The organism is Nocardioides sp. NPDC000445, from assembly GCF_040300245.1.
GTDB lineage: Bacteria > Actinomycetota > Actinomycetes > Propionibacteriales > Nocardioidaceae > Nocardioides.
In genome coordinates, this window is the sequence record NZ_JBEPDH010000019.1 from 117,695 (window position 1) to 139,416 (window position 21,722).

A 21,722-nucleotide genomic window follows, 5' to 3' on the forward strand; every position below is an offset into this window, starting at 1 on the left:
CGCATCGCTCAGGTGTCGTTGAGCCAGGCCAGGACGGCGAGCACGCGACGGTTGTCGTCGCTCGCCTGGGGCAGGTCGAGCTTGGTGAAGATCGAGCTGATGTGCTTGCCGACCGCCTTCTCGGTGACGAAGAGCCGGGCGGCGATGGCGGCGTTGGAGCGCCCCTCGGCGATCAGCGTCATCACCTCGCGCTCGCGCTCGGTGAGCCGGTCGAGGGGGCGTTCGCGGCGGGTGAGGAGCGCGGCGACGACCTCCGGGTCGAGGACGGTCCCGCCGCCGGCCACCTGGCGTACCGCCGCGAGGAAGGCGTCGACATCCGCGACCCGGTCCTTGAGCAGGTAGCCGACCGCGCCCTCTCCCCCGGCGAGCAGGTCGCGCGCATAGAGCGGCTCGACGTACTGGCTCAGCACGAGCACCGGGAAGCCTGACCGCGCCTGCCGGGCCTCGATCGCCGCGGTGATGCCCTCGGTGGTGAAGGACGGAGGGAGACGTACGTCGACCACCGCCGCGTCCACGTCCGGCCGGACCAGGGCCCGGGCCAGGGCGGGCGCGTTGTCGACGGCCTCGACGACCTCGATCCCGCCCGCCTCGAGGATCCGGGTGAGGCCGACGCGGAGCAGCGCCTGGTCCTCGCCCAGGACCACCCTCAGATCCGGCAAGGCACCTCCAGGGTGATCAGGGTCGGGCCGCCGGAGGGGCTCTCGACCTCGACGGTGCCGTCGAACGCGGCCAGCCTGGTCGCGACGCCGGCGAGCCCGTGCCCGGTCGGGTCGGCTCCGCCGCGGCCGTTGTCGCCCACGACGATCCGCAGCCGCTGCCCGTTGTGGCTGCCGCGTACGAACGCCCGGTCGGCGCCGGAGTGCTTGACCGCGTTGGCCAGGCACTCGGCCACCGCGAAGTAGGCAGCCGACTCGACCGGGTCGGGCAGGCGCCCGGGCAGCTCGATGGCGACGGTGACCGGCAGCGGCAGTCCGGCGGTGAGGGCCTGGACCGCTCCCACGAGGCCACGGTCGGCGAGCACGGGCGGCAGGATGCCGCGTACGACTCCACGCAGGTCCTCCAGCGCGGACACCGTGGTCTCGCGGGCCTCGCGCAGCAGCGCGGCGGCGGCGTCCGGGTCGGTCGCCATCAGCTTCTCGGCCAGCCCGACGCTCATCCCGACGGCGGCGATCCTGGCCTGGGCACCGTCGTGGAGGTCCCGCTCGATACGGCGCAGCTCGGCCGCCGAGTGGTCCAGCGTCTCGGCACGGGTCGACTCGACCTTCTCCACCCTGGCGGCCAGCGTGGCGACCTGCCCCTGACCGAAGATGCCGCGCTCGGCCAGTGCCCGCGCCCGGACCAGGCCCGGGGTCGTCAGCCACCACACCAGCAGCAGCGGTCCGCTGAGCAGGATGAGCAGCCAGGCCACCCAGGTGATGCCGGAGAGGGCCAGGACCAGCCAGGTCAGCGGCACGGTCAGGAACGCCGCGGGCAGCACGGAGAGCACGAAGCCCCCGGTCGCCGAGAAGCAGCAGAAGGCGAAGTCGCGCCAGCGCGCCTTCTCCCGAAGCCACCGGAACGGCCGGCTCAGGACCGGCTGAGCGCTCAGGTCCGCGTACGTCTCCGGGATGGTCTCCCCGAGGAGCATCCCGCTCACCCGGCGATGCACTCCGGCGACGGCCTGGGTGGCCGGCACCGCGCCCAGGGCGATCCCGATGCCGACCCCGAACACCAGCCCGAGCGGGATCGAGAGCAGGGTGAGGATCGCCAGCACCAGGGCCGGAGCCATCATCAGGGCATAGCCCAGCGACAGTCCGGTCAGCCGGAGCCGCTCGACGAGCGCCTGCCCGCTGAACGGCTCCGGCCGCACGGTCCGGATCGGTGCGTCCCACTCGGTCATCAGGAGTGAGTGTGACATCAGCGAGCGCCGGACGTCGTGCGTAATGCCCGGCTCGTCGCGCCGGCCGCCGAGGCCAGCGTCAGCGCCACGGCACCGGCGATCAGCAGGGGTGGCAGCCAGAGCTGTGCGTCGGGGACCAGACCCTCACCCCGGACGTACGCGAACGGGACGATCGTCGCCTGGGCGGCGAGCAGGCCGATGACCGTGCCGACCGCGGCGACCACACCGGCCTCGGCGAGGATGGAGCCGCGTACCTGACCGGGGGTGGCGCCGAGCAGGCGCAGCCGGTGCAGCTCCAGGCGCCGGTCGGCGAGGAGCGCCGCGAAGGCGTTGATCACCATGATCGCGGCGAACGCGCAGATCATCGCGGTGACCACGTTGTTGAGCAGGTTGATCGTCTCGTAGCCCTCGGTGACCTCCGGGGGCAGACCGGTGGGCAACGTACGCTCGTCGATCCCGACCAGCATCAGGATGCTGACCGCGGCCGCGGAGAGCACCATCACCGGCGCGAGCACGCCGGCGAGCAGGTGCGACCTCCGCGAGGTGTTGTACGCCGCCAGATGCCCGCTCGTGCCGCCCAGGAGCGGCCGCAGCACCCAGCTCCCGGCCCTCAGCAGCAGCGGAGCCAGGGCGGCCAGACCCACCGCGACCAGGAGCCCGAGGGAACCGGTCATCGCCATCGCGTCGTACGGGTCGGCGGCGTCCTTGCCCGTGGCCATGGTCATCACGACCATGGTCGTGGCGTGGCCGACGGCGACCAGGGCCACGACCCACCGCCACCAGGCGATGCGTCCGGTGCCCGTCCTGGCCTCGGAGAGGGCGACGGTCGCCGGTCCGCGCGAGGCACGCGACCCGGCCAGGCCGGAGGCGGCCAGGGAGACGAGCAGGAGCAGGACGACGGTCGCGGCGAGCGCGATCCAGCCGCCCGAGTGGGCGACCTGCTCGCTGACGACACCGCCGGACTGCAGCAGGTCGAGGAGGGCTCGGCTGGTCAGGCTCGCCACGACGGCGCCGAGGACGGCGGCGACGAGCGCGACCACGAGCGTCTCCGCCCGCACCAGGGCGCGTACCTGACGGGGCTCGGCGCCGACGGTGCGCAGCAGGCCGATCTCGACCTCGCGCTGCCGGACGGTGATGCCGACGGTCGAGACGATCGAGAAGAGCGCGATGACGGTGCCCCAGGCTCCGACCACTCCCCCGAGGACGAGCAGGGTCTCCCGCTCGGCGCTCGGCGTGCCGGGTTCGAGGGCGACCTGGATCAGCGGCGTGAACGAACCCATCACGGCCGTGCCCAGCAGGATCGCGACGAAGGTCGCGGTCATGGCGGTGGCGCGGTGACGCAGCGAGCGCAGTGCCAGGGTCAACATCACACCATCTCCCGCTCGGCCCGGGCGGTGAGCTCGTCGAGATGTGCCATCTGGCCGGCGACGGCCTCGGCGGCGGGGTTGTCCATCCGTCCCACGGCACGGCCGTCGACGAGGAAGACCACGCTGTCCGCGTACGCCGCGGCGACGGGGTCGTGTGTCACCATCACGACGGTCGCACCGACCTCGCGCACGAGGCTCCGGAGCAGGGCCAGCACCGAGGCCGCCGTGTGGGAGTCGAGGGCTCCGGTGGGCTCATCGGCGAGGACGATGTCGGGACCGGTCACCAGCGCGCGGGCGATCGCGACACGCTGCTGCTGGCCGCCGGAGAGCTGTGCCGGCAGGTGGCCGGTGCGATCGCCCAGGCCGACGCGGTCGAGCAGCTCGCGGATCCGGCGGCGGGCAGCCGCGTCGATCCGGCCCCCGGCCAGCCGCAGCGGCAGCGCGACGTTCTGCTCGGCGTTCAGGTAGGGCAGCAGGTGGAAACCCTGGAAGACGAACCCGATCCGCTCGCGGCGCAGCCTGGTCCGGCGCGCCTCGGTCAGCTCGGTGACGTCCTGGCCGGCGATGACGACCCGGCCGCCCGTCGGCTGCTCCAGCGCTCCGGCGCAGGTCAGGAAGGTGGACTTGCCGGAGCCGGAGGGCCCCATCACGGCGGTGAAGGTGCCCGGCGCACAGGCCAGGTCGAGTCCGTTGAGCGCGGCCACGGCGGCCGCGCCGGTGCCGTAGGTCCTGGTGAGGCCGGTGACCTCGAGGGCGGGTGTGGTCATGGGTGGCTCCTGCGGTTTCGGGTGGCTGATGTCACCCTTCGACGCTAAGGAACCCGCCGCTCCCCCACGATGGGCTCAAGGAGCCGAACCGGGTAGGGAAAACCCCACCTCATCCCTCGGACGAGCGCGGCAGACGTACGGCGATCGTGGTGTCGCCCGGCACGCTGGCGATGGTGACGGTGCCGCCGTGAGAGGTAACGATGGCGTGGACGAGGGCGAGGCCGAGGCCGGCGCCGCCGTCGCGCTGCCGGGCCTCGTCGGCCCGGGTGAAGCGCTCGAACGCGTGCGGGACCAGGGCCGGAGGGAAGCCCGGGCCGTCGTCGTGGACGTCGAAGCCGTCAGGACGTACACGGACGGTGACCGTGGTGCCGGCGGGCGTGTGCCGGCGCTCGTTGGTGAGCAGGTTGCTGATCACCTGGTGGAGGCGCTGGGCGTCGCCGGGGACGATCACCTCGGCGTCACCGGAGTCGGCGCCGGCCGGCAGCTCGAGCCGCCAGGTGTGCGAGGGGTCGACGACGCGGGCGTCGTCGACGGCCTCCAGGAGCAGCCGGGTCAGGTCGACCGAGTCGCGGGCGAGCGGGCGGCCCTGGTCGAGGCGCGCGAGCAGGAGCAGGTCCTCGACCAGCGCGGTCATCCGCAGCGACTCCTCCTCGACCTTGCTGAGCGCCGTCGGGACCGCCTCGGGCCGCTGCTGAGCCAGCTCGGTGTAGCCGCGGATGGTGGTCAGCGGAGTACGCAGCTCGTGGGAGGCGTCGGCGACGAACTGGCGTACCTGCTGCTCGCTGCGGTGACGTTCGGCCAGCGACGTCTCCACGTGGTCCAGCAGCGAGTTGAGCGCGGCGCCGACCTGGCCGACCTCGGTGTCCTCGTCGGTGAGCCGCTCGGGCACCCGCTCGGTGACCTGGACCTCGCCGGACGACAGCGGGAGCCCCGCGACGGTGTGCGCGGTGGCGGCGACCTCGCGCAGCGGCTGGAGCTGGCGGCGTACGACGACGTACCCGACGCCGGCGGCCGCGACGACGCCGAGCAGGGTCAGCAGCGCCTCCCAGAAGACCAGGCTCTCGATGGTGTTGTCGACCTCCTCGGTCGACATCCCGACGACCTGCACCGCCCGCTCGCCCGTCTCGAGGAACCCGGACTCGGCGATGACCCGGTAGCTGCCCTGGTCGGGCAGGTCGACGTCATGGAGGCGGGCATCGACGCGTACGTCCTTCAAGACCTCGAGGTCTTCGCCCGTCAGCTTCTCCTCAGCGTCCGGGTCGAAGCCACCCACCTCACTGTCCGACGCCGAGGAGGCCGGCAGGATCGCGCGGATCGCGCCGGGTGGGACGTTGGCCAAGCCCGCCGGTCCCGGGCGGTTCACCGATCTGGCCATGTCGGCGACGTCACGGTCGAGCCGGTCCATGAGCGTCTCGCGCAGCGCGATCGTGGCGAAGGTGGCGATCAGGAGAGAGACGACGAGGACCAGGGAGACCGCGGTGATGACCAGACGGGAGCTGAGGGGCGCGACCAGTCGCTTGAGACGGCTGCTCACTCAGCGGCCTTCAGCACATAGCCCGCGCCGCGCATGGTGTGGATCATCGGCTCACGACCGGCGTCGATCTTCTTGCGCAGGTAGGAGATGTAGAGCTCGACGACGTTGGCCTGGCCGCCGAAGTCGTAGGACCAGACCCGGTCGAGGATCTGGGCCTTGGACAGCACCCGGCGCGGGTTGCGCATCAGGAAGCGGAGCAGCTCGAACTCGGTCGCGGTGAGGGTGATCTCCTCCCCGGCACGGTGCACCTCGCGCGAGTCCTCGTCCATCGTCAGGTCGCCGACACGGATCACCGAGTGCTCCTCGACCCGGGTCGCGCCGGCCCGCCGCATCAGCCCACGCAGCCGGGCGACGAGCTCCTCGAGCGAGAACGGCTTGATCACGTAGTCGTCGCCGCCCGCGGTGAGCCCGGCGACCCGGTCCTCGACCGCGTCCTTGGCGGTGAGGAAGAGTACGGGTACGCCCGGGTTGGTCGACCGCACCCGGCGTAGGACCTCGAGCCCGTCGAAGTCGGGCAGCATCCAGTCGAGCACGATCGCGTCGGGAGCGGTCTCCTTCGCAGCCGCAACAGCCTTGGAGCCGGAGTGGGCCATGGTGATCTCCCAGCCCTCGAACCGGAGCGCCATCGCGATCAGCTCGGCGATGTTCACCTCGTCGTCCACGACCAGCACCCGCAGGGGCGAGCCGTCGGCGCGGGTCAGGTCCTGTGCTCCAGCAGTCATGACTCCATCATGCGGCTGTTTGCTGTGTGGTGCCTGTGAGGTCGCTGTGGCGTGTCGATGTCATCGCTGACCACCGCCGGGCAGCTGTCCTCCGGGTCCGCCGCCGGGCATCTGGACCTCACTGCCGCCCGTACGTCCGAACCCCTGCAGCTCGGAGGTGTCGCCGCTGGGCAGGTCCTGGGATAGATCCGCCAGGACGACCCGCTGACCCTCCTCGAGACCGTCGGTGACCTCGATCCGGGTGGAGCCGAGGAGGCCGGTGGTGACCTGCTGGCGCCGGGTCGTGCCGCGGTCGGCGACCAGCACCGAGCCGTCGGAGAGCGCCGAGGCCGGGATGGTCACGACATCCTCCGCCGAGCCGACCACGACCTCGACCGTGGCCATGTTGCCGGCGAGGAGGTCCAGGCCCGTCTCGTCGAGGGTGACCGTCACCGGGAACGTGCTGCTCCCCGCGGAGGTGTCGGGGACCTGGCCGACCAGGGTGACCGTGCCCGGAAGAGCCTTCTCGGCGCCCGCCGGGGTGACGGCGGTGACCTGGCCGGTCTCGAGCTGCTCGACCTGGGCGGCACTGACGGTCAGCTCGACGCTGGTCAGGCCCGCGGCGATGAGCGTCACCGCCGCGGTGCCGGCCGAGGCGCTGTCTCCCTCCTGCACCGCGACGGAGGCGACCGTGCCCGCTGCCGGCGCCTTCAGCACCGCGCCCGCGAGCGCCGCCTTGGCCTCGGCGACCTCGGCCTTCGCCCGGTCGATCTCGGCCTGGTCCGCCGCCAGGGTCGCGGCGGTCACGCTCTCACCTGCTCCGGAGGCACTCGGTCCGCCCTCGCTCTCCCCTGTGCTCTGACCACCCTGGGAGCCACCGGTGCTGGGCATCTGACCGGACTCGCCCGATCCTCCGGACTCGCCCGATCCTCCGGACTCGCCCGATCCTCCGGACTCGCCCGATCCCTCGGGACCGCCCGCACCGCCGGAGGGCTGCTCGGCCCCCTGCTGGGGCTGGCCGCCGTCGGACTGGTCCGGGTCCTGACCGCCCGACGAACCGGCGGCGGCAAGGGTCTTGTCGAGCTGCGCGCTGTAGTCCACCAGGTCGGCCTTCGCGGTCTTCACCGCCGCCTTGGCGTCGCTGAGGGCCGACTGGGCCGAGCCGAGCAGCGCGACGACCTCGGAGACGGTCCCTCCGGCAGAGTCCTGGGCACCCCGCGCGGTCTCCAGGTCCTCCTGGCAGGAGGTGGAGGTGTCGGCACAAGACTCCTGGGCCGCCTTCAGCGCGGCGGCGAGCTCGCCGCCCGCGTCGAGGGTGCCGCCGGACGCGACCAGCGCCGCCAGTTTCTCCTGGGCCGAGGCGAGATCCGTCTGCGCGGTGCCGAGCTGGGTGTCGGCGCTGTCGAGCTTCTTCTGGGCGGAGACGACCGCGTCCTGCAGCTCCCTCACGTCGGCGACCAGCTCGGCGGTCGCGTCGGTCGAGGCGCCGAGCACCGCCGACGACGTCCCGGTCCAGACCGCAGCGACGGCCCCGCCCGACGAGCCGGTCGCCGAGCTCGGCGACGCGGTGGTCGCGGAGGAGGACGCTGAGCTGCTCGATGAGGCGACACCGGAGACCTGTGCCTCCTTGTCGCTCTCCAGCTGCGCCCGGGCCGCCGCCAGCGTGGCCTTGGCGGAGGTGAGCGACTTCTTCAGGGACGTACGGTCCAGCCGGGCTACCACCTGGCCCTTCTTCACGGTGTCGCCCTCGGCGACGACGGACTCGACGGTGCCGTCGGTGGCGAAGACGAGGTCGGCGCGGCCGTTGGGCGCGACAGTGCCGGTCAGCGAGAGGGTCTGCTCCACGTCGCCGGTGGTGGCCGCGGCGGTACGGTAGCCGGCCGAGGACGAGGCGGTCGCTGCGTACGCGGTGTAGCCACCGCCCGCGACCACGATCAGCGCCGCGGCGCCGGAGGCCGCCTTGACCCAGGTGCGGGAGAGGCGCCTCACGAGGACGCCCCGTCCTGGCCCGGCGCGCCGCCCGGCATCCCGCCGCGGCCACCGAAGCCGGTGGTGCACTCGCCGTCGACGGGGTCGGAGACCGAGATCCGCTCGGCGGTGACCGCCCCGGTGTCGTCGGCCTCGCCGGTGGCGGTCACGCAGGTGCCGACGACCAGAGCGCTCTTCGTCGCCGTCCTGGTCGTCGTGTAGGTGGTCTCGGAGCCGACCGTCACGCTCACCGAGGTCGTCTCCTCGGAGTCGCGCGAGGTCGCCGCCACGGTGAAGCCCGAGTCGTTGACCGCGGTCACCTCGCCCGAGGTGCCCATGCCACCGCCCATGCCACCGGGACCGCCCGACGGCATCCCCTCAGGCATGTCGCTGGGCATGTCGGTAGGCATGTCGGTGGGCATCCCCTCGGGCCGCTGACCGCCTCCGAAGCCGCCGGCACAGGACCCGTCGGTCTTCTCGGTGATCCGGACGGTGCCCGCGGTCACGGCGGTATCGCTCGACTCGGAGCCGTCGGCCGTCGTGACCGTGACGCAGCTGCCGACCGTGACGTCGGCCAGCGCAGCGCTCACCTGCTGGCTGATCGTGGTCTTGTCGGTGTAGGTGACCGCGGTCTGGGCATCGCTGCTCTGCACCTGCAGCGTGCTGCCGTCGATGGCGGCGATCTCGCCGGAGGCACCCGGCATACCGCCGCCCATCTCCTGGCCCTGCCGTTGGCCCTCCTCCTGGCCGTAGCCTTGGCCCTGCTGGTCCGTGGCTGCGTCGCCGTCGGCGCCGCAGCCGCTCAGGGCGATGAGTCCGACCGCGGCGAGAGCCACGAGCGACAGCGTGCGAGCCCGTCGCGGGTCGGGTGTGAACGTGGTGGTCATCGAGATTCCTTCGTACGTCGAGGTGGTGGTGTCACTCGCTGCGGAGAGCGTCGATCGGGGTCAGGCGAGCGGCGCGGCTGGCGGGGTAGACCCCGAAACCGACACCGAGTGCCAAAGAGGTGACCAGCGCAGCAGCGGTGGCGAGGAGAGAGAGGGACACGGGCTGGTCGATCAGGCCGGGCAGCCCCCAGGCGCCGATGGCGGCGATGACGATGCCGACCACACCACCGGCCAGGCCCAGCAGCGAGGCCTCGGCCAGGAACTGGCGCCGGATCACCGACGGCGTGGCACCGAGCGCCTTGCGCAGTCCGATCTCGCGGATCCGCTCGGTCACCGAGACGAGCATGATGTTCATGACGCCGATACCGCCCACGAGCAGCGAGATCGCCGCGATGCCGCCGAGCAGCACCGTCAGGGTCTTGTTGGTGGCATTGGCGGTCTCGACCAGCGAGTCCTGCGAAGAGATCGAGAAGTCGGCCTCGTCGGCGCTCACGCCGTGCAGGTTGAGCAGCAGCGCGTTGATCTCCTGGTACGCCGCCGGCAGAGCCTCGTCGGAGACCGCCTCGACGTAGACCGTCGAGACCGAGCCGCTCGTCGAGCCAGTGAGCGACTTGGCGGTGCTCATCGGGGTGACCGCGGTGTCGTCCTCGGTCGAGCCCGACGAGCTCGCGCCGGTCGATTCGAGCACCCCGATCACGGTCAGCGCGGTGCCGCCGACCGAGACGGTCTCCCCGACCGGGCTGGCCCGCCCGGTGAAGAGCTCGGCGACCGTGTCGGCGCCGAGCACGACCACCTTCGCGCCTGAGGTGACCTCCTCGGAGGTGAAGAACCGGCCGCTGGCAACCTCGCGCTTGCGCACCTCCGGCCAGGCGGTCGTGGCGCCGACGAGCGAGGTCGTCCAGTTCGTCGAGGCGGTGTCGAGCTGCGCGTTCGAGGTGGTCACCGGGGCGACCGCCTTCACGTCCGGCGCGGCCTCGGCGTCACCGAGCGCCTCGGCGTCGGAGAGGGTCAGCGTCGAGGCCGACCCGAAGCCGCCGCGTACGCCCGATGAATCGGTGGAGGAGCCCGGCGAGACGATCAGCAGATTGCTCCCGAGCGCGCTGATCTGGCTCTTGACCTGGTCCTGCGCACCTTGGCCGAGGCCGACCGTGAGGATCACCGAGGCGATGCCGATGACGATTCCGAGCATCGTCAGCAGCGACCGCAGCCGGTGCGAGCGCACCGCGTCCCACGCGGTGGCCAGCGTCTCTCCCCAGCTCATCGCGCACCTCCGGCAAGCACTGGCTCGTCGGCTGTGATCAGGCCGTCGCGGATGGTCAGCCTGCGGCCGGCACGCGCGGCGACGTCGTGCTCGTGGGTGATCAGCACGATCGTCCGCCCGCTCGCGTGCAGCTCGTCGAGCAGTGCGAGCACCGCGTCGGTCGAGCCGGAGTCGAGGTTTCCGGTCGGCTCGTCGGCCAGGATGATGTCCGGCTCGGTGACCAGCGCCCGGGCCACCGCGACCCGCTGCTGCTGGCCGCCGGAGAGCTCACCGGGACGGTTCTCGAGCCGGTCACCGAGCCCGACCCGCGCCAGCGCCCGGGCAGCGCGCTCGCGCCGCCGCGACCTGGGCACACCGGCGTACATCAGCGGGAGCTCGACGTTGCGCCAGGCCGGCAGGCTCGGCAGCAGGTTGAACTGCTGGAAGACGAAGCCGATCCGCCGGTTGCGTACGTGTGCGAGGGATGCCTCCGACATGGTCGAGACGTCCTCGCCGCCGAGGTGGTAGCTGCCCTCGGTCGGCACGTCGAGGCAGCCGAGGATATTCATCAGCGTCGACTTGCCCGAGCCGGAGGGCCCGATCACGGCGACGTACTCCCCCGCGTCGATCTCCATGTCGACGCCACGCAGCGCCTCGAACTCGATCGATCCGGACCGGTACGTCTTCCGCACGCCGTCCACGGAGACGACCGGGGCGCTCGCGCTCACTGACCGCCACCCATCTGAGGCATCCCGCCACCGGGGAACTGACCGCCACCCGGCATCTGGCCCGTCTGCCCCTCGCCGCCGAAGCCGCCCTCCTGGCCACCTTCCTGGCTCCCGGACCGCGACCCGCCGGGACGGGTGAAGGCCGCGATCTCGACGGTGTCGCCCTCGGCGAGCCCGTCGGTGATCTCGGTCGTGGCGCCGTAGACCTCACCGATCGTCACCTTCGTCTTGACGGTCTTGCCGTCGACGACCTTCTGGACGTACGCCTGGTCGCCGTCGGTCGTGATCGCGGAGCTGGTCACGGTGAGCACGTCCTCGCGCTGCTTCACGGTGATCTCGGCCGTGGCCGAGGTGCCCGGGTAGAGGTCGTCGCGCTCACCGGTGACCGTGATGCTCACCGGGAAGACCGCGGCCCCTGAGGAGCTCGTCTCGGCGACCTTGCCGACCGTCGCGACGGTGCCGAAGACCTCCTCGTCGACCCCGTTGACCGTGACCGTCGCCTGCAGGCCCTTCTTCAGGGAGGCCGCATCGTCCGCGCTGACCGTCGCCTCGACGACATGGTCTCCCGCCGAGACGATCGAGACGGTACCGGTGCTGGTCGAGTCCGTGGAGCTGTCCGTGCTCGCGCCGCCCGAGTCCTCGCCCATGGACGAGCCGGAGCCGCCGGAGCCGCCCGAGGACGAGCCCGAGGAGCCGGACGACGAGCCCGACGATGAGCCCACGACGTCACCGACGGCGATGTCGAAGGCGGTGATCGTGCCGCCGATCGTGGCGCGCAGCACGGCGTCGTCCACGGCTTGGCGGGCGGAGTCGAGGTCGGCCTCGGCGGCCGCGACGGCGGCCTCGTCCGAGGCGATCTGTACGTCAGAGGCGCCCGAGGACTCGTCGGTGTCGAGCTGCTCCCGGGCGGCGGTGAGGGCCGAGGATGCCGCGGCGCGGGTGGCGACCAGGGTGGTGTCGTCCACGCGGGCCAGCGGGTCGCCCTTCTTCACGGTGTCGCCTTCGGCGGCGTAGATCTTCGTCACCGTGCCGGAGACCTCGAACGACAGGTCGGCGGTCTCGGCCGCCTCCACGGTGCCGCTGGCCGACACCGTCTCCTTCACGGTCCCGGACGTAGCCTGGACCTGGATCGCCTGCGCCTGCGCGGTCTCCTCGCGGGTGAGCGCCCACGCGCCCGCTCCACCACCGACCACCACTGCCGCCACCCCGGCGGCGAGCAGGATCCGGGCCGTACGCCCCAGCCTCCGCCACCGCTCCGTGAGTCTCTTGCGCACCACACTGCCTCTCTCCTACGCCCCGGCGGCGCCGGAGGCCTGACGAGAGGACTGTCGTGTGCATGGCTATGTGGGAGGTCGGCTCCGGCTGTGGGGAGCCTATGAATCGGGCGCGTCGTCGGCCCGGCGGGCGGTGTGGACCATCAGGTCCGCGCGCACCTCCACCCGCTCGGGGAGGACCGCAGCCAGGTCGGCGAAGAGTGCGGACCGGTCGGCGGCCGACAGGATCCGGATCGCGGAGATGGTGTCGAGGTGGCGTATGTAGTCCGCGCGAGTGAGGGTGAACCGGCGCGGCACCTCCCGCTGGCGTACGTCGCACAGCCGGCCGTCGGCCAGCATCTCGTCCCCGGGGAACAGCATCGGCGCGTCAGCCGCGGACGGCGACGGCAGGTGGCGTCCCTCCGGGGCGTACGCCGCGATCATCTCGTCCTCGATGGCCGCGACCTCGTCGTCGGCCAGCATGAACGGACCTCCGAAGAAGGCCACCGCTCCCCCGTCGCGGACCAGAGCGGTGGCGAGGTCCCACCGCGTCGCCGGCGCCGTCCAGTGCCAGGCGGCGGCAGCGTAGAGCAGGTCGAACGGCTCGTACGCCGCCGGGTCGAGCTCCTCCAGAGCGGCACGCACGGTGGTCACCGGCAGGCCCGCGCACTCGCGCCGGAGCACGCCGAGCATGTCGGCGTCGGGGTCGGTCGCGACCACCTCGATCCCGGCGGCAGCGAACGTCCGGGTCGCCTTCCCGGTGCCGGCACCGATCTCGATCGCCCGTCGCACCGGACCGTCGGCGACCTCGCTCACCAGCGCGACCAGATCGTCGGGGTAGCCAGGACGGAAGCGCTCGTAGTCCTCCGCGACCGCTCCGAAGCTTCGTGAACGTTCCATCTCAGAGCCCGGGGGCGCCCCAGACGGCGAGCCAGCGGGAGAGGTCCTTCTCGACCGGTAGATCGCCCTCTATCGCGCTGCGGACGTTGATCTCGAGCAGGTTGTCGCGCTGCTGCGGACCGGTCGGGACGAAGGGGTAGAAGGTGCCCTGCTTGTAGAGGTAGATCAGGCCGACGCTGCGCCCGTCGGCGCCCGTGCTGCGGTCACGGAAGGCGATCAGCGAGCACAGCAGTCCGGGGCCGAAGCCGTTCATCTCCAGGGTGGTGTTGACCGCGTGGAGGTCGGTGACCAGGCCGGTGATGTCGGGGTTGTCCGGGTCCAGCGGCTCGTGGTCGACGCTGAGCCAGGTGAAGCCGAACTCGTCGACGCTCGTGGTCACCGTCGGCGCGCCCTCGGAGGCACCGAGCAGCTCGACGATGTCGCTCTGCGTGCCGGCGAACCCCGCACCGGCCGCGGCCCGGTAGCAGACCGCCCCGTCACCGGTCGGGACCAGCCCGAGCGAGGTCTGCATGGTGAGCGCCGCGGTCGGCACCGCGAACAGTGCGTCGAGGTTGGCCTGCTTCGGTCGCGTACGACCCGTGATGACGTCCCAGAAGCCCACGTCGCCGACCCTACTGGGTCGGGCGGCCGAGCTCGGCCTCGATCCGGGCGAGCTGCTCCAGGCGCTGCTCCAGCGAGGGGTGCGTCGAGGTGAGCGTACGCAGCGACTGGCCGCTGATCGCCGGCGCGATGAAGAACGCGTTCATCGCCTGCGACGACCGCAGGTCGCGGCTCGGGATCGCGGAGATCTCACCGGTGATCTTCTGCAGCGCGCTGGCCAGCGCGCCCGGCTTCATGGTCAGCTGCGCGCCGGCCCGGTCGGCGGCCAGCTCGCGGTAGCGCGACAGCATCCGCAGCAGCAGCCAGGACACGGCGTAGACCGCCAGCGAGACCAGCAGCACCACCAGCCACACCGGGAGACCGTTGTTGTTGTCGCGGCGGCCGCCACCTGCGTACGCGCCGTACTGGGAGCCGCGGCTCAGCATCCCGGCCACGATGCCGGCCGAGGAGGCGACCGTCATCACCAGCACGTCGCGGTGGGCGACGTGGGAGAGCTCGTGGGCGAGCACGCCCTCCAGCTCCTCGGCGGTCAGGCGCTGCAGGATGCCTGTGGTCACCACGACCGCGGACCGCTTCGGCGAGCGGCCGGTGGCGAAGGCGTTGGGCATGTCGGTGTGCGCGATCCCGACCCGCGGCTTCGGCATGTCGGCCAGCGTGCACAGCCGGTCGATCATCGCGTGCAGCTCGGGTGCCTCCTGGGCCGACACCTCGCGCGCGCCCATGGCGCGCATCGCGAGGGTGTCGGAGGCGTACCACTGCCACCAGGCGATGCCGAGCCCGACGATGCCGATGATCGGCGCCCACTGCGCGGGCATGACGAACATCAGCGCCACGATGAGCCCGACGAACAGCGCGCCGAGCAGGAACATCACCGTGGTCATCCGGACGGTCAGCCCGGCATCACCCTGGAAGCGTGACATGGCTGGTCAGCCGGGGATGAGGCCCTCGTCGCCGAGCATCTCGGAGACCTCGGCGAGCGTGGAGCCGGGTCCGGGAAGGATCAGGTCGGAGGAGTCGATCGCGTCGACCGGGTGGGCGGTGCCCATCGAGCGCACACCAGCGAGCAGCGCCTCCAGGGCCGCGTCGAAGACGGCCTCGTCGGCGCCCTTGCAGGCGGTCTCGACCGCGGCGTCGAGCTCGTTGAGCTTCTCGACGGCGGCCTCGTCGAGGTCGTACTGCCCCTCGCCCAGGATGCGTACGATCACTGCTCGGCCTTCTTCTCGGTCGACTCCACGTCGATGACCGGCGCGTTGGCGTCGGCACCGGGCAGCGCCTGCGTCTGCTGCGGGGAGTTGAGGCCCTTGAGCGCGGCGAGCTCGGCCTCGACGTCGTTGGTGGAGCTGAGCGCGTCGAGCTGGCGGGTGATGTCGTCGGACGGACCGGCGGTGAGGTCATCGAGGGCGCCGGAGGCGAGCAGCTCGTCGACGGCGCCGGCGCGGGCCTGCATCTCGAGGGTCTTGTCCTCGGCCCGCTGCATCGCCATGCCGATGTCGCCCATCTCCTCACCGATGCCGGAGACGGCCTCGTTGATCCGGGTCTGCGCCTCGGCGGCGGTGTAGGTCGCCTTGATGGTCTCCTTCTTGGTGCGGAAGGCCTCCACCTTGGCCTGCAGCCGCTGCTGGGCGAGGGTGAGCTTCTCCTCCTCGCCCTGGAGGGTGGCGAGCTGCGTGTTGAGATCGTTGATCTGGCTGGTCAGACCGGACTTGCGGGTCAACGCCTCGCGAGCCAGATCCTCGCGGTTCATCTCGATGGCCTTCTGGGCCTGTCCGGTGAGCTTGTCGGACTGCTGCTTGAGCCCGTTGATCTGCAGCTCGACGCGCTTGCGGCTGGTCGCGACGTCAGCGACACCGCGGCGCACCTGCTGCAGCATCTGAAGCTGCTTCTGGTAGCTGTAGTCGAGCACCTCCCGTGGGTCCTCGGCCTTGTCGAGCGCCTTGTTTGCCTTCGCCTTGAAGACCAGGCTCAGCCGCTTCATCACACTCATCGGTTCCCTTTACGCCTCTCATATGCGGCCGACCGCCGGCCGCCCCGCGTCGTCGCTTGCCGCTGGACTCTCGTCGTCCTAGGACAAGTGTTGCCTCTCACCTTAGGCCGGGTCCACAAAACTCGCTGTCAAGGCCGATCGGGATATCCTGTATGTGTCCCAGCCAACAGGTAAGAGGTCACTTAAGTTGTTCGGTCGCAAGTCCCCCGCCCCGCAGGTCGTCGAGCCCGAGAACCCGGTCAAGGAGACCGGTAAGGGTCGCCCGACCCCTTCGCGCAAGGAAGCGGAGGCGGCCCGCAAGGCGCGTCTCAAGCAGCCGCGCTCCCGCAAGGAGATCAACGCCGCCAACCGCGCCCAGCGCGCCGAGCAGGGCGACAAGATGCGCCAGGCGATGAAGACCGGTGACGAGCGATACCTGCCGCTGCGCGACAAGGGCCCGGTCAAGCGCTTCATCCGCGACTGGATCGACGCCCGGTTCACCTTCGCCGAGATCGTGCTCCCGGTGCTGATCATCGCGCTCGTGGTGCCCTACATCAGCCTCGAGCTGGCGATGTACTCCCAGCTCTTCACCCTCGTCGTGATGGCCACCGTGATCATCAACCTGGTCGCGCTGCGCTTCCTGCTCCGCAAGGAGCTCAAGCGCCGCTTCCCCGACAACGACCTCAAGGGCACCACCTACTACGCGATCATGCGCGCCATCCAGATCCGCCCCCTGCGCCTGCCCAAGCCGCAGGTCAAGATCGGCACCCAGCTCCCCGACGACTACCGCTGATCAGTCGTCCTCGACGAGGCAGATCAGCTGCGCGCCGGCAGCGGTGTTGCGGAAGCTCCACGAAGTCGCCAGGTCGGTGAGCTTATCGGCGACGTACGGCATCGGCTCACGGGGCAGGAAGCTGCCGAGCGTCCACATCACGGTGAGCTCGACGCACGTCGGCGTGCGCCACGCCATCTTGACGAGGATCTCGCCGGGCACGTTGGACAGTGCGACGTGGACGCCGTGGGCGGCGAGGATCTCCAGGCGATTGGAGGCGCGCTCGCCGACGACGCGCGAGTCGGTCCACCGTCTGACCTGCTCCATCGCCTCCTCGGGGGTGAGGTGCGTGAGGACGCCGTCGTCGGCGGTGTTGGTCATGTCCCTTGTGCCTTTCGAGTGGGGGTGGGTCCGGTCCGGATCTCCCAGATCGTGTCGAGCCCGGCGGTGCGGAGCTGGTTGGCCAGCCGGCCGCCGGGATCGCTGAGGTCGAGGCGTACGCCGCGGGTCACACAACGGCGGTTAGCCCACAGGAGCGCCGCGACCGTCACGGATGAGAGCCGGGTCAGCCCGGCCACATCGACGATGACCGCGGCCGGGCCGCCCGCGAGGATCTCCTCGAGCCGCCAGCGCAGATCGTGAAGAGCCTCACGGACGGTCCCGTCCGAGAGTGGGACCACCACGTTGTCATCGCACAGGTAGTAGACCGACCCGCGCGAGCGACCGTGGTGTGCACCGGAGCCGTCGGTCCCCGCGGGGAGGCGGCTGTCTGGTTCGTCGGCCCGGTGCACACCAGGAACACTGCCCACGGAGTGTTGAGCCTCCTTGGCAGGTTCTTTGCAGTTTCATGTCAGTTTGAGCCGATGCTCCCTCTGGGTGCCGCCGCGGCGGCGCGACGGTGAGACGATGCCGGACGTGCTAGAGGCGACGAAGCGTGTGCTCATCCTGGAGGACGACTACGGCCTGCGTACGTCGCTACGGCTCTTCCTCGAGCAGGAGGGCTACGCGGTCGGCGAGGCCGAGGATGCCGAGGCCGCGCTCGAGCTCGATGCCGCCGACCCGTTCGATGCCATGCTCGTCGACCTGATGCTCGGTGGCATCGATGGGTTCAGCTTCATCCGGAGCGTACGTCCGCAGACCACCGCGCCGATCATCGTGATCAGCGCCCGGGACGGCGCCAAGGACGTGGTCACCGCCCTGGAGGCAGGGGCCGACGACTACGTGCGCAAGCCGTTCGACGTCGCCGAGGTCAGGGCCCGGATACAGGCGGCGCTGCGGCGACCGGACTTCCCCTCGAACCTTCACGCGGGTGCTTACGCCCCGGCGACCGGCATCGTCCTGGACGCCGCGACCGACCTCGTGTTCGACCCGGCCGCGGCGACGCTGCGGCGCGGGGAGGAGGACCTCCACCTGACCAGCACGGAGTACAAGCTGCTCTCCGCGCTCGCCTCCCACCCCGGCCGGGTGATGACCCGGAGCAACCTTCTCGACCAGATGTGGCCCGCAGGACACCACGGTGACGTCCGGGTCATCGACGTCCACGTGAGCCGGCTGCGCACGAAGGTCGACTCCGAGCCGGGCGAGAGTCAGGTCATCACGACCGTGCGGGGGCTCGGCTACAAGCTGGACCTGCGATGAGGCTCCCCCGACGCGGGCTGCGCGCCTCCGTGGTGACGGCCTTTGCCGCCGGCGCGCTGCTGATCAGCCTGATCCTCGCGTTCAGCACCTACTTCTCGGCCCGTCACTACCTGATCGAGCAGCGCGAGCGCAACGCGCTCCAGCAGGCCTATATCGATGCCGCGCTGGTCAAGGAACGGCTGCGCACGAAAGGTGTCAACGTCGCCGAGGTGCTCGCCGAGATCGCTCAGCCCAGCCGCACGGTCGTCTACGTCCACCTCGACGGCCAGTGGTACTCCTCGAGCCTGACCGAGCAGGACCACACCGACGTCGGCGGCGTCGCCGGCGCCGTGGCCGACGGGTCGGTGGCACTGTCGTGGACCGAGACCGACGACCGCCCCAACATCGTCGTCGGCATCCCGCTGGCCGGCGTCGGGGCCGACTACTACGAGGTGACCTATGCCAAGGAGCTCAGCGAGACGCTCGACACGATGGGCAACGCGCTGGTCGTCTCGGCGGCCCTGACGACCGTAGCCGGCGGGCTGCTGGGGTGGTACGCCGCCCGCCGGGTGCTCCGCCCGCTCAACGAGGTGGCCCTCGCTGCCGCCCGGATCTCGGCCGGAAAGTTCGACACCCGGTTGGCGCCGACCGAGGATCCCGACCTGACCACGCTGACGGCCTCCTTCAACACCATGGTCGACACCGTCGTCGAACGCCTCGACCATGACGCCAGGTTCGCCGCCGATGTCAGCCACGAGCTGCGTACGCCGGTGGCCACCCTGACCACCAGTATCGGCGTCCTTCAGGGCGCCGAGGAGCTCTCGCCGAGATCCGCGACGGCGGTGAGCCTGATGGCCGGCGAGCTCGACCGCTTCCGCGGCGCACTCGAGGACCTGATCGCCCTGGGACGTCTCGACGCCGGCGTGCCCGAGTCCGACCCGGAGATCGTGAGCGTGGCCGACGTCGTCACCCAGGCGATCGCCGACAACGGTGTCACCCACGACGTCGTGGTGGAGGTGCCCGACGACCTCGAGGTCCATGCCGACCGGCTCCAGCTCGACCGCGCCCTCGCCAACCTGGTCCGTAATGCCGAGACACACGGCGGCGGCCTGGTCGCCGTACGCGTGATGGCGCGCGGCACATATGCCGACCTCCATGTCGAGGACTCCGGTCCCGGCGTCCCACCCACCGAGCGCGAGCGTATCTTCGAGCGGTTCGCCCGCCTCGGCGCCCGCGGCGCCACGACCGGTAGCGGGCTGGGGTTGAGCATCGTCGAGCAGACCGCACAGCTCCACGGCGGATCGGTCTGGTGCCGGGAGTCAGCCACCGGCGGCGCCGACTTCGTGCTGTCCCTGCCCGTGGCCACACCGGCGCGGAGTGAGCAGGAATGAGGAGGCTGCATACCTCGGCGGCGGTCGGCGCGCTCCTGGCGCTGGCGGGCCCACTCGTCGGCTGTGGCGCTCCGACGAACGACCGGGTCCGGGTCATCGAGCCGTCCGAGGTGCCGTATCACCTGCTCGAGGACACCACCGGGGTCCCGTCCGGCCCGGCGAGCGACACGACGAGCGGGCCGCGGCTCTACTGGATCGACCCTCAGAGCCGGATGGTGCCTCGCTCCCCCGCGAGCTACTGCGTCCGTACGCTGCCCGGACTGTCCCGGGTCCTGCTGTCCCAGCTCGCCGCCGGCCCGTCGGAGTCCGATCTCTCCCACGGTCTGGGAACCGCCCTGCCGCCCCCCGTCTGGATCAGCGTCGTCGAGATCGAGGATCGTACGGCCCTGCTCAGCATCTCCGGTGACGAGACGTTCGCCGCGAACCGGGTCGACCTCGCGGTCGCCCAGGCCGTGCTCACCCTCACCTCGATCGCCGGGGTGGACCGGGTGGAGGTCCAGTCCGATGGCACCCCGCTCCAGGTGCCGCTGCCCTCCGGCGAGCTCGCGACCGGATCGCTGCGGCGAGACGACTACCGCAGCCTCCTCGTGGATCCGGCAGACGAAGAGCCGAGCCGTCAACCGAGTCGCGAGATCCTCTGCCCCGGCTAGATGCCGAGGACGTCCTCCAGGCCGATCGTGAGCCCGGGCCGCGAGCCGATACCGCGGATCGCGGCGAGTACGCCATGGGCGAAGGAGGCGTGCGAGAGCGAGTCGTGACGGATGGTCAGGAGCTCGCCGACACCGCCGAGGACGACCTCCTGGTGGGCGACCGATCCGGACATGCGCAGGGAGTGGACCGGGATGCCGTCCACAGAGGCTCCACGGGCCCCGTCGAGGGCCGAGGTGGTCGCGTCGGGCGCCGGGCCCACCCCGGCCTCGCGGCGCGCCGCAGCGACGAGCTCGGCGGTCCTGCGTGCCGTGCCAGAAGGAGCGTCGGCCTTCCGCTCGTGGTGGGTCTCGACGATCTCCACCGACGGGAAGTGAGCTGCGGCGAGCCCGGCGAACCGCATCATCAGCACCGCGCCGACCGAGAAGTTGGGCACCACCATCGCGCCGACGCCCGGGTTCTTCGCCAGCCAGGTCTCGAGCTGCTGGACGCGGTCGGGCCCGAAGCCCGAGGTGCCGATCACCGTGTGCACGCCGTGGGACAGGCAGAACTCAGCGTTGCCCATCACCGCCTCGAGCGTGGTGACGTCGACGGCCACCTCGGCACCGGCGTCGGTGATCGCCGAGAGCTTGTCGTCGCGACCGATCCTGGCGACCAGCTCCAGGTCATCAGCGGACTCGACGGCCTCGCAGACCGCCGAACCGAGCTTGCCACGTGCACCGAGAACAGCCACCTTAGTCATGAGGCCACACCCTATAGATCACGCTCCAGCAACGATCCACCACCATCCGGTGAACAAATCACGAGGCTTGTTCAGAGCTTGTCGAAGGGGCTGTGAGCGGAACCGTAGGAGGATCTGGCAGTCTTGGACCCATGGTGGTGCAGACGATCCCTGCTCGGATCCGTTGGGCCGTTGATTTCATGGACATTCAACCGAACGATCATGTCCTTGAGATCGGCTGTGGCCCGGGGGCTGGTGCCGAGCTGATCTGTAGCCGGCTGGAGACCGGAAAGCTATTTGCGATCGATCGCTCGGAGTCGGGTGTCGATCGTACGAAGCGACGCTGCGCGAAGTACCTGGAGGCAGGACGCCTCACGGTCCGCCAGATCGACCTCGCGACGCTGCGGGTCCCGGTCAAGCGGCTGACGAAGGTGTTCGCGTTCAACGTCAACCTGTTCTGGGTGCGTGACGCATCCGCCGAGATCGCGCTGCTCCACGAGCGTGTGCTCCCCGGCGGCACGGTCAACCTCTTCTACGAGGCCACCCAGCGCGAGCAGGTCCCCGAGATCATCGAGAAGTCGAGCAAGGCCCTGGCCGACGCCGGGTTCCGCGTCTCCATCGTCGACTCCAAGGTCCCCGCCGCCGTCGGGATCATCGGCAAGCGCTGACCCAGACCTCGCCGGGGGGGGGGGGGGTGAGGAGCCGCCCCCGCCCCCAATTCGGGGCCAACACGCCCCCCACGGGGCCGGGCGGGGCCCCAACCCCCCCGCTAACCGGGCCCGGCGG

General features: G+C 71.1%; 24 protein-coding genes. 5 read left to right on the forward strand and 19 right to left on the reverse strand.

The genetic code is table 11. From position 1 onward, the window contains the following. Positions 1-8: 8 nt before the first annotated feature. The 16 genes from ABT304_RS23530 to ABT304_RS23605 all read right to left on the reverse strand — a co-directional run bounded on the left by ABT304_RS23530 (position 9) and on the right by ABT304_RS23605 (position 15,808). Positions 9-650 carry a LuxR C-terminal-related transcriptional regulator gene (locus ABT304_RS23530; protein ID WP_350718968.1) on the reverse strand — a complete coding sequence of 214 codons (642 nt, stop codon included), beginning with the start codon at positions 648-650 and terminating at the stop codon, positions 9-11. Next, complete coding sequence (locus ABT304_RS23535) at positions 647-1,879, reverse strand: sensor histidine kinase (RefSeq protein ID WP_350718922.1); 1,233 nt, start codon at positions 1,877-1,879, stop codon at positions 647-649. The genes ABT304_RS23530 and ABT304_RS23535 overlap by 4 nt, the downstream gene beginning before the upstream one ends. Positions 1,880-1,896: 17 nt before the next feature. Then, positions 1,897-3,246, reverse strand: coding sequence for an FtsX-like permease family protein (locus tag ABT304_RS23540; RefSeq protein ID WP_350718923.1), 1,350 nt, complete (start codon positions 3,244-3,246; stop codon positions 1,897-1,899). Further along, positions 3,246-4,013 (reverse strand): ABC transporter ATP-binding protein, encoded by a 768-nt coding sequence (locus ABT304_RS23545; RefSeq protein WP_350718925.1) that lies wholly within the window; start codon positions 4,011-4,013, stop codon positions 3,246-3,248. The genes ABT304_RS23540 and ABT304_RS23545 overlap by 1 nt, the downstream gene beginning before the upstream one ends. Positions 4,014-4,122: 109 nt before the next feature. Beyond that, positions 4,123-5,547: a sensor histidine kinase gene (locus tag ABT304_RS23550; RefSeq protein ID WP_350718927.1), complete on the reverse strand. Its 1,425-nt coding sequence runs from the start codon at positions 5,545-5,547 to the stop codon at positions 4,123-4,125. After that, positions 5,544-6,269, reverse strand: a complete 726-nt coding sequence (locus ABT304_RS23555) for a response regulator transcription factor (RefSeq protein ID WP_350718928.1) — start codon at positions 6,267-6,269, stop codon at positions 5,544-5,546. Before ABT304_RS23555 ends, ABT304_RS23550 begins: the two co-directional genes overlap by 4 nt. 60 nt (positions 6,270-6,329) lie before the next feature. Then, a complete protein-coding gene (locus ABT304_RS23560; protein WP_350718930.1) occupies positions 6,330-8,237 on the reverse strand; it encodes an efflux RND transporter periplasmic adaptor subunit in 1,908 nt (635 codons plus the stop codon). Continuing rightward, entirely contained in the window at positions 8,234-9,103 is an 870-nt protein-coding gene (locus ABT304_RS23565; RefSeq protein ID WP_350718932.1) for a hypothetical protein, read from the reverse strand. Before ABT304_RS23565 ends, ABT304_RS23560 begins: the two co-directional genes overlap by 4 nt. Before the next feature lie 31 nt (positions 9,104-9,134). Continuing rightward, positions 9,135-10,364 carry an ABC transporter permease gene (locus tag ABT304_RS23570; protein WP_350718933.1) on the reverse strand — a complete coding sequence of 410 codons (1,230 nt, stop codon included), beginning with the start codon at positions 10,362-10,364 and terminating at the stop codon, positions 9,135-9,137. Then, on the reverse strand, positions 10,361-11,071 hold the full coding sequence (locus tag ABT304_RS23575; RefSeq protein WP_350718935.1) for an ABC transporter ATP-binding protein: 711 nt from the start codon (positions 11,069-11,071) through the stop codon (positions 10,361-10,363). Before ABT304_RS23575 ends, ABT304_RS23570 begins: the two co-directional genes overlap by 4 nt. Next, a complete protein-coding gene (locus ABT304_RS23580) occupies positions 11,068-12,345 on the reverse strand; it encodes an efflux RND transporter periplasmic adaptor subunit (RefSeq protein ID WP_350718937.1) in 1,278 nt (425 codons plus the stop codon). The genes ABT304_RS23575 and ABT304_RS23580 overlap by 4 nt, the downstream gene beginning before the upstream one ends. Before the next feature lie 99 nt (positions 12,346-12,444). Next, positions 12,445-13,224, reverse strand: a complete 780-nt coding sequence (locus ABT304_RS23585) for a class I SAM-dependent methyltransferase (protein ID WP_350718939.1) — start codon at positions 13,222-13,224, stop codon at positions 12,445-12,447. A gap of 1 nt (position 13,225) precedes the next feature. Beyond that, positions 13,226-13,825 (reverse strand): PspA-associated protein PspAB, encoded by a 600-nt coding sequence (pspAB, locus tag ABT304_RS23590; RefSeq protein WP_350718941.1) that lies wholly within the window; start codon positions 13,823-13,825, stop codon positions 13,226-13,228. A 10-nt stretch (positions 13,826-13,835) separates the two neighbouring features. After that, entirely contained in the window at positions 13,836-14,744 is a 909-nt protein-coding gene (gene htpX, locus ABT304_RS23595) for a zinc metalloprotease HtpX (RefSeq protein WP_141803841.1), read from the reverse strand. Positions 14,745-14,750: 6 nt separating this feature from the next. Beyond that, entirely contained in the window at positions 14,751-15,029 is a 279-nt protein-coding gene (pspAA, locus tag ABT304_RS23600; RefSeq protein ID WP_350718943.1) for a PspA-associated protein PspAA, read from the reverse strand. Next, on the reverse strand, positions 15,026-15,808 hold the full coding sequence (locus tag ABT304_RS23605; RefSeq protein WP_350718945.1) for a PspA/IM30 family protein: 783 nt from the start codon (positions 15,806-15,808) through the stop codon (positions 15,026-15,028). The genes pspAA and ABT304_RS23605 overlap by 4 nt, the downstream gene beginning before the upstream one ends. Positions 15,809-15,995: 187 nt before the next feature. On the opposite strand from ABT304_RS23605, the gene ABT304_RS23610 reads away from it, so the two are divergent. Next, on the forward strand, positions 15,996-16,580 hold the full coding sequence (locus ABT304_RS23610) for a DUF3043 domain-containing protein (protein WP_350718947.1): 585 nt from the start codon (positions 15,996-15,998) through the stop codon (positions 16,578-16,580). On the opposite strand, the gene ABT304_RS23615 is transcribed toward ABT304_RS23610, so the two are convergent. Together ABT304_RS23615 and ABT304_RS23620 are read right to left on the reverse strand one after the other, a co-directional pair. Beyond that, positions 16,581-16,940: a hypothetical protein gene (locus tag ABT304_RS23615; protein WP_350718949.1), complete on the reverse strand. Its 360-nt coding sequence runs from the start codon at positions 16,938-16,940 to the stop codon at positions 16,581-16,583. It lies immediately after the preceding gene. Next, complete coding sequence (locus ABT304_RS23620; RefSeq protein ID WP_350718950.1) at positions 16,937-17,368, reverse strand: STAS domain-containing protein; 432 nt, start codon at positions 17,366-17,368, stop codon at positions 16,937-16,939. The genes ABT304_RS23615 and ABT304_RS23620 overlap by 4 nt, the downstream gene beginning before the upstream one ends. Before the next feature lie 97 nt (positions 17,369-17,465). Between ABT304_RS23620 and ABT304_RS23625 the strand changes: the two genes are divergently transcribed. From ABT304_RS23625 to ABT304_RS23635, 3 genes are read left to right on the forward strand one after another with little or no spacing between them, the layout of a single operon-like run. Then, positions 17,466-18,197 carry a response regulator gene (locus ABT304_RS23625; protein ID WP_350718952.1) on the forward strand — a complete coding sequence of 244 codons (732 nt, stop codon included), beginning with the start codon at positions 17,466-17,468 and terminating at the stop codon, positions 18,195-18,197. Then, positions 18,194-19,567: a sensor histidine kinase gene (locus ABT304_RS23630; protein WP_350718954.1), complete on the forward strand. Its 1,374-nt coding sequence runs from the start codon at positions 18,194-18,196 to the stop codon at positions 19,565-19,567. The genes ABT304_RS23625 and ABT304_RS23630 overlap by 4 nt, the downstream gene beginning before the upstream one ends. Further along, positions 19,564-20,217 carry a GerMN domain-containing protein gene (locus ABT304_RS23635; RefSeq protein WP_350718956.1) on the forward strand — a complete coding sequence of 218 codons (654 nt, stop codon included), beginning with the start codon at positions 19,564-19,566 and terminating at the stop codon, positions 20,215-20,217. Before ABT304_RS23630 ends, ABT304_RS23635 begins: the two co-directional genes overlap by 4 nt. On the opposite strand, the gene dapB is transcribed toward ABT304_RS23635, so the two are convergent. Then, a complete protein-coding gene (gene dapB, locus ABT304_RS23640; protein WP_350718958.1) occupies positions 20,214-20,957 on the reverse strand; it encodes a 4-hydroxy-tetrahydrodipicolinate reductase in 744 nt (247 codons plus the stop codon). The genes ABT304_RS23635 and dapB overlap by 4 nt on opposite strands. A gap of 179 nt (positions 20,958-21,136) precedes the next feature. Between dapB and ABT304_RS23645 the strand changes: the two genes are divergently transcribed. Then, complete coding sequence (locus ABT304_RS23645) at positions 21,137-21,604, forward strand: class I SAM-dependent methyltransferase (protein WP_336738557.1); 468 nt, start codon at positions 21,137-21,139, stop codon at positions 21,602-21,604. The last annotated feature ends 118 nt before the right edge of the window (positions 21,605-21,722 follow it).